4 protein-coding genes are annotated in these 7,728 nt (G+C 67.7%); all 4 read right to left on the bottom strand.

Annotated elements, in window-relative coordinates:
* On the bottom strand, positions 1–2,030 hold a 2,030-nt coding region (locus HY058_16015; GenBank protein ID MBI3498805.1), incomplete at its 3' end, for a tetratricopeptide repeat protein.
* Positions 2,015–3,889, bottom strand: a complete 1,875-nt coding sequence (locus HY058_16010; GenBank protein MBI3498804.1) for a tetratricopeptide repeat protein — start codon at positions 3,887–3,889, stop codon at positions 2,015–2,017. The genes HY058_16015 and HY058_16010, both read right to left, overlap by 16 nt.
* The gene (locus HY058_16005; GenBank protein ID MBI3498803.1) at positions 3,874–5,745 is read right to left on the bottom strand and encodes a tetratricopeptide repeat protein; all 1,872 of its coding nucleotides are present in this window, start codon (positions 5,743–5,745) and stop codon (positions 3,874–3,876) included. The genes HY058_16010 and HY058_16005 overlap by 16 nt, the downstream gene beginning before the upstream one ends.
* Entirely contained in the window at positions 5,727–7,688 is a 1,962-nt protein-coding gene (locus HY058_16000) for a hypothetical protein (protein ID MBI3498802.1), read from the bottom strand. Before HY058_16000 ends, HY058_16005 begins: the two co-directional genes overlap by 19 nt.
* Between the last annotated feature and the right edge of the window lie 40 nt (positions 7,689–7,728).

The raw sequence follows: 7,728 nt of genomic DNA, 5'->3' as shown, positions 1-7,728 counted from the left end.
CCCTTCAACGTGACCACGGGCACGCCCATCCAGAGCGCCTCGAAGCTGGTGGTGCAGCCGTTGAACGGGAACGGATCAAGGGCAATGTCGACCCGGTTCAGAAGCTGGAGATGGCGGCCGCGCGGCAGGCGCTCGTCGACGAAGATCAATTTCTCCCGTTCGAGCCCGTGCTTGGCGAAGGAGGCTGCCACGCGCTGCCGCACTGAAGGATTCTCGAACCAGTTCACGTATTTGAGGATGAGCTGCGAGCTGGGCACCGCCTTCAGCGCCGCCGACCACAGCGCCAGGACGGCATCGTTCAGCTTGGCCAGGTTGTTGAAAGAGCCGAAGGTTACGCGACCCGCGGCAAGCGCCGGCAGTTCGCCCACCTCCGGCGAATCAGCCGGCGGCTCATGGCTCACCAGCAGCGGCAGGTGCAGCAGGCGTTCGGCGAATCTCTCCTTCGTGTCCGGTGGGTGCACGTTGGCATCGGTCAGCCAGTAGTCCATGGTCTCGAGCCCGGTCGTGCTGAGATCGCCATAGCTCATCTGCACCGGCGCCGGTTTGTGGGCGCAAATCAGCACGCGGTTGTTGGCGGTGTGGCCGCCGAGGCAAACCAGAATGTCGATCGCATCCGATCGGATGCGATCGGCCACCGCCTCGTCGCCAAGGCCGACGGTGAACCTGAAGCCGTCGGCCGATCGGCGCCAGCGCTCGGTCATGGCGTCGGGTCGTGCGACCTCGGCATAGCAATAGGCCTGAAAACCGGCCCGATCGCGCCGCTCGAGCAACCCAATGAGATTGTAGGCGATCGGGTTCGAGCGCAGATCGGCCGACAGATAGCCGATGCGCAGCGGACGCTCCGGGTCGCGCGAATTGCCGTGGCCGCGGATGCGGGCATAGGCGGGACGCGCGTGCCGATCGGCCCAGCGCCGATATTCCAAAAACAACGCCTCGCAGTCGATGCCCGGCTGGTAGTTGAGGGCAAAGAGCAGGTTGCTGTGCGCCTCGCGGTAGTTCGGATCGAACGCGATGGCGTGGCGGTAGGCCGCCACCACGGCGCCGATCTCGGTCAGCGCGTTGCCGAGATTGTTCCAAACGACGGCATCGGTCGGCCGGATGGCAAGGGCACGCTGCAGCAGCAGAGCGGCGCGGTCGAGCTCCCCCTGCTCCTGGGCCACGGTGCCGGCGTTGCTCAGCGCTTCGGCGGCATGGGGACGCAATGCGAGGGTGCGCCGGTAGGCCGCGCGCGCCCCATCCAGCCGCTGATCGAGCTGCAGGCCGCTGCCGAGGTTGAGCCAGAAATCGCCCTCCATCGGTGCGAGAGCGACGGCACGCCGGTACAGAGCGATCGCCTCAGCCAGGCGCCCCCCCGCCTTGGCACTCTCTCCCAGATTGTTGAACGCCTGCACCAAGGCCGGGTCGAGCGTCACGGCGCGTCGGAACCGCAGGCCGGCAGCCTCGCCGCTGCCGAGCTCGAGCAATCGGCTGCCGAGATTGTACTCGGCCGGGGCAAAGTCCGACGCGAGCGCCAGCGCCCGCCGGAGATGGCGGGCGCCGATGGCGGCATCGGCGAGACCGGCCAGCAGGAATTCCGCTTGGGCCTGGCCTGGATCGAGCAGGAGCCCCCTTCGCAACTCGCGCGCACCGGTCTCCTGGTCGCCGAGGGCGAGGAGCGCGGTGCCCAGCGCGCATCGCCAATCGGCCCGCTCGGGCTCGTGGCCGAGGGCCGCGCGAAAAGCCGCCGCTGCGGCGCGATGCTGCGCCGCCAGCGCCGAGGCATGGCCGAGATTGGCCTGATATTCGGCTGAGCCTGGGTTGAGCCTGATTGCGCGCCCGATCAGCCTTGCGGCGGCGGCGGCGGCGCCCGCCTGCAGCCTGACCAAGCCATAGAGGTGGAGCGCGTCGGCATGCGCAGGCACCAGTGCCAGCGCCCCTCGGTAGGCGGGATCGGCGAGCGCGTATCGCTGCGACTGGTGCAGCAGCAGCGCCCGCCGCAGCACCTCGCGGCACCGCGCGTCATCGGCAGCGCCCGTCAGCGGGCGCACCATCGGCGCCAGACGTCCCGAAAGGCCGCTTCGAGCGTGCGCGCGTACCATTCGGTCGCGCAGAGCGGCGACCCGGCGATCCTTGCCCGCAAGCTCGCCCGCATGGCGGCCAGCCTCGGCAGGTCCCGCGCCAAGGCAACCGCCTTGGAGCGGTATTCCTTGGCATCGGCGGCGACAAGCTCGGTCAAGCCGGCATGGGTCAGAAAGCTCGTTCCCATGCGGCCCAGAAACCGCGTGCCTGCAAGGGTGATCACCGGCACGCCCATCCAGAGCGCCTCGAACGTCGCCGTGCACCCGGTGAAGGGAAATGGATCGAGGGCAATGTCCACGCCGCCCACGAGCATCAGCTGCTCACGACGCGGCAACTTGCCGCCGGCAAAGATCAACCGCCCGCGCGCCACTCCGTATTCGGCGAGGCGCCGGGCGAAGCGATCCTTCACCTCGGCCATATCGAAGACCGCTCGGTACTTCAGCAGCAGTCGCGAGCCCGGAACCTCGTCCAGGATCTCCGCCCACAGAGCAAGCACGCGGTCGTTGAGCTTCGCGGGATTGTTGCAGGAGCCGAACGTGATCGTTCCCGCAGCGGCGGCAGGAAGCGGCGACACGTCCGGAGCCGTGGGTGGCGGTTGGTGCAGCACCATCATCGGCACGTGGAGCAGCGCCTCGGTGAAGCGCTCATCGACGCCATCGGGACTCAAGAACGCGTCGGTCAACCAATAGTCCATGACCTCGAGCCCGGTCGTGGTGAGATCGCCATAGCTGATCTGGATCGGCGCCGGCTTGTAGGCGGCGACACCCAGGCGATTGCGGCCGGTGTGACCGGCCATCACCATTAGGATGTCGATCTCGTCCTTGCGGATTTGCTCGGCAATCGCCTCATCGCGCATCGGGCGCGTGTCGCACCACCCGTCGGCATCGGCGCGCAGATACTCCGTGAGCCCGTCGGCCTGCTCGACGCTGGCATAGCAGTAGGCGGCGAACAGGTTGCGATCACGAGCGCCGATCAGCCCCAGGATATTGATGCCGACGGGATGGCTGAAGAGATCGGCGGAGAGATAGCCGATCTTGAGGCGACGATCGGGTTCGCGACGATTGTCGTGCGGCCGTATCTCCCGATAGCGCTCGCGCACATAGCGCGTCTCCCAAGCCCGCATCTCCCCATAGAGATGATCGGCGGTCACCTCGGGTAAATAGGTCATCGCCATGATGATGTTGCTGTGCGGATCGGGCGAGAGATTGCCGGAGGCGATCGATCGGCGGTGGTGCGGCAAGGCGGCCCGCACCTCCCCCAGGACCTGTTCGAGCGCACCGAGATTGTCCAGGGCAAGTGGGAGGGCCGGTTGCAGCGTGAGGGCGCGCCGGAGCGCGAGACGAGCTTCCCGGTGGCGCTCCAGGGCCTGGCAGGTGGCGCCGAGATTGGTCCAGATTGCAGCAATGTCGCAGTCGACGGCGCTCCCGCGGCGGAACTCGGTGATCGCCGCCTCCCGCTCGCCTAGCGCCAGCATGGCTTGGCCGCGGCGATAGTGGTTGTCGGCCATTTGCGGCTTCAGGGCCGCGGCCTTGTCGAGGGCGATGCGAGCGAGAACCAGATCGCGCGCCAGAATATGGGCGGATCCGAGCTCGCTCCACGCTTCCGCGAGATCGCGGTTGAGCGTGAGAGCGGTCGTGAGCGCAGGAATAGCATTCTTATGAAGCCCCATCGCCGTGAAGGCGCTGCCGACGAAATAGTGCCCTTCGGCCAGGTCCGGACGCTGCCGCACTGCTGCTTCGTAGGCTTCCAGCGCTTCCGGGAGCCGTCCCGCCTGTTGGTGCGCTGCCCCGGCTCGCAACAGATCGACCACGTCGCTCACTGGCCACACCACGTGCGCCACATCGCCCGATAGCCATCCTCGATCGAGCGCGCATAGCCGACCCGGTCGCACAAGGGCGAACCCTGCATGCGAGGGCGAAGGCTGGCACGCAACGCCGACAATCGCCCGACGTCCTGGCTCAGCTCGACTGCGCGCGCCACATACTCCCCGACGTTCTGCGCCGCCAGGCTCCTCTCGCCGACGGCGCTCAGAAACAGCAACCCATAGCGGCCAAGGACCCGGTTGCCGATGAGGCTCACCACCGGAACGCCGCTCCACAGCGCTTCGCAGGTGGTGATCACGCCGCCATAGGGAAACGGATCCAAGGCAATGTCGATCTCGCCATAGACGGAAAGATGGTTGCCGCCGGCGGCCCAGCCGCGCAGCTCGAGCCGTTGGCGTTGGACGCCGTGCTGCTCGAAGACGCCGCGCAACCGTTCGGCGATTGCCGGATCTCCATAGGCCCGGCCTCTCAACAGCAGCCGCGCATCCGGAACACGCCGCAATATCTCGCTCCATGCCGCGATCGTCGACGGCGACAGCTTGGCCGGCTGGTTCATGCTCCCGAACACGATCCCTGCCCCGCCGGTGCTCGGCGCCGGGGCGACCGCGGGCGTCGGAACCAACGGGTCGTAGCAAAAGCCGAACGGCAGCCTGTAGAGGCGCTCGACGAACCACCGCTCACTGCCGGCAGGCGTCAATATCTCATCGCTGATCGCCCACCCCACCGCCGGCAGCCCGAAGCTGCCCATCAAGAGCAAGTTCACCTGCACCGGCGCCGGCCGCCGCGCCAAAGCCAACAGCCGCGAGCCGCTTGGATAGCCGATGACGTCCACGAGCACGTCGATAGCGTCGCCGCGAATTCGCTCGGCCAAGGCGTGATCGTCGAGCCCCGCCGTCATCCGGTACTCCGATGCGCAGGCGCGATACCGTGCCGTCACCCCGTCTTCCTTGGCGGTGGTGACATCGGAATAGCAGAACAACTCGAAACCTTGCCGCTCCTGGGCTTCCATCAGCGGCAAGATGCTGACGGACGCGGTGTGCAGGCGAAACCCGTCGGCGGCGACATAGCCCACCCGCAATCGACGGTCCGGATTGCGATCGCGCCCCAGCTCAGGCAGCGCCCCTGCCAGCGGAGCGCCGAAGCGCCTGCCGAATTCCGTGCACTCCGCCAGCTCCTCGCCGGGACCGATCCCATCGACCAGACGCATGGCGCTGATGAGATTCGTGCGGGTTCCAGGATGGTCCGGGCGGAGCCGAACGGCGCGACCGATGCAGGCGACCGCCGTCGGTGCATCGCCTAGATTGTGGCAGGCGAAGCCGAGATTGGTCCAGGCGCCGGCATGGGCGGGGAGCAGCGCCAGCGCGATCCGAAACTCCGCCAGCGCCGCCTGGTATCGGTCGAGGTTGCCAAGCGCCGTGCCCAGATTGTAGTGCGCCTCGCCATAGTCGCGCCGGATGGCGATCGCCGATTTCAGGCTGGCGACGGCCTGGGTGAAGTCGCCCCCTGCCAGCAATGCCGCGCCCATGTTGTTGCGGGCTTCCGGGGAGAGCGGCATCAGCTGGATCGCGCGTCGATATTGGACGAGCGCGTCGGCCCGCCGCCCGGCCGCCTGCAGGGCATTGGCGAGATTGACGCGGAACTCTCCGCGCCGATCGTCGCGCTCGACCGCGCGGCCGATCAGGCCAAGTGCCGCTTCGATGTTGCCGCGATCGAGCTCGATGACGCCGAGGAGATGCAGCGCGTCGGGATTGTCGGGATCGCCGGCCAGCGCTTCTCGATAACAGCTCTCCGCCTGGGCAAGGCGGCCGGCGCGGTGCTCATCCAGTCCTCGCTGCATGATCGAGGTCACGGACGGCGGCACCATCGCCGCCACATCATGCGGTAGGCCGCGTCGATCGAACGCGCATGCGCCGGCGCATCGCATAGCGGCGATGCGGCGACTCGCTGCCTGAGCGAGGCACGCAACGCCTTCAGACGCTGTCCATCGCCCGCGAGCCGAGCGGCGATCGCGACGTAGTCCGCCGGCGTCCGGGCGATGAGGTCTGCCAACCCGACTTGCTGGAGCAAGCTCGCTCCGACCCGCCCGACAAACCGATCCCCCAGCAAGGTCACCAGGGGCACTCCCATCCACAGCGCCTCGAAACTGGTGGTCGAGCCGTTGAACGGCACGGGGTCGAGGGCAATGTCGACGCTGCTCAGCAGCTCGAGCTGGCCGCGACGATCCAAGAGACCGCCCGAGCGGACAATGCGCTCCTCGCCAATGCCGTATGCCGCGAATGCCTCGAGCAGACGCCGCGCGGCCAAGGGATCGCGGAATCGATCGACGTATTTCACCAGCAGGCGGCTGGCGGGCAAGGCTCGCAGCACCTCTGCCCACAGCCTGACGGCCGCCGGCGAGAGCTTCGCCGGGTTGTTGCAGGAACCGAAGGTTATCGCCCCCAAGGCGAGGCTGGGCACGCCGCTCGGCTCGGGGGCGTCCTCGGGCGGGCGATGCAGATAGAAGCACGGCAGGCGCACGAGCTCCTCGGTGAAGGCTTCCCGGCTGTCCTCGGGGTGCAGGACCGGATCGGTGATCCAATAGGAGACTGCCTCGAGGCCGGTCGAGCCGATGCCGTGGAAAGCCACCTGGACCGGCGCTGGCCGGTAGGCCATGAACAGCGGCCGATTGGAGGCGGTGTGCGGCGCCAGACTCACCAGCACGTCGATGCCGTCGCGGCGCACTGCCTCGGCGATATCCGCCGCTCCGAGGTCGGTTGCATCGTGCCAGTGCTCGGCCAGGCGGCGCAGCCGCTCCGTCGTTCGATCCGCGCTGACGGTCGAGGAATAGAGATGGAGCTCGACGCTCCGCCGATCGTGGTGCTCGAACAAACCCTCGACATTCCAAGCAATCGGGTGCTCGCGAAAATCCGCCGAGACATAGCCCACGCGCAGGCGACGCTCCGGTTCCGGCGCATTGCCGTGGCGTGTCTCGAGCGGCCGTAGCACGGGCGCGTGTCGCTTCGCCCAGGCGAGCTGCGCGGCGAACAGCGCCGCGAGGGCGATCGAGTCGTCGTAGGCAAAGGCAAAGAGCAAATTGCTGCCGGCATCGGCATAACCCGGCGCAGTCGCCACCGCTCGCGAAAGCCACCGCACGGCAGGTCCAACCGCGCCCGCCGCCACCAGGATGGTGCCTTGATTGTTCATGGCTTCGGCAAAGGCCGGCGCCAGAGCCAGCGCCCGGCGCGCCGCCAGCAACGAGCGATGCATGGCTCCGGTCGCTCCTGCCGCGCTGGCGAGGCCATTCCACGCTTGCGGGTAGCTTGGCCGCAGCGACAGAGCGCGGCCGAAACGCCGCTCGGCTTCGACGACCTTGGCGCTGGCGAGCGCCCTGCCCGCCAAATTGTTGTGGACCTCGGGAAGATCAGGGCGCAACACCGCCGCCCGTCGCCAGCAGGCGCGTGCGCTCTTGCTTCGAATCGGCTGCAACGCGCCTAAATTGAGATGGGCTTCAGCGTGCTCGATATCGACGGCGATGGAGCGCCGGTAGCCGTCGCCAGCGGCCTTCTCGTTGCGCATCTCCTGTTCGGCGGTCCCTAGGGTCAGCAGAAATTTTGCCCGTGCCGGCTCCAGCGCGATCGCCTGGCGGGCGATTCCGGCCGCGCGCCGCGCCCGCCCGAGGCGACAGTCGAACTGCGCCAGGAGATGCAGAACCTCGGCATTGGTCGGCTCGACCTTGAGAATGCCCCTGCATACTTGCTCGGCCGCATCCGGGTTGCCGTCGTTGTAGAGGCGCAGCGCCGCTTTGATCGATCGATCGATGACGTCCATAGGCGTTAGTTCCGCCTCGCGAGTGGCAGCCGCGCGGGAC

Source organism: Pseudomonadota bacterium, assembly GCA_016195085.1.
GTDB lineage: Bacteria > Pseudomonadota > Alphaproteobacteria > SHVZ01 > SHVZ01 > JACQAG01.
Note: the sequence above shows the minus strand (reverse complement) of the source record. Positions and strands in the feature narration are given on the sequence as shown.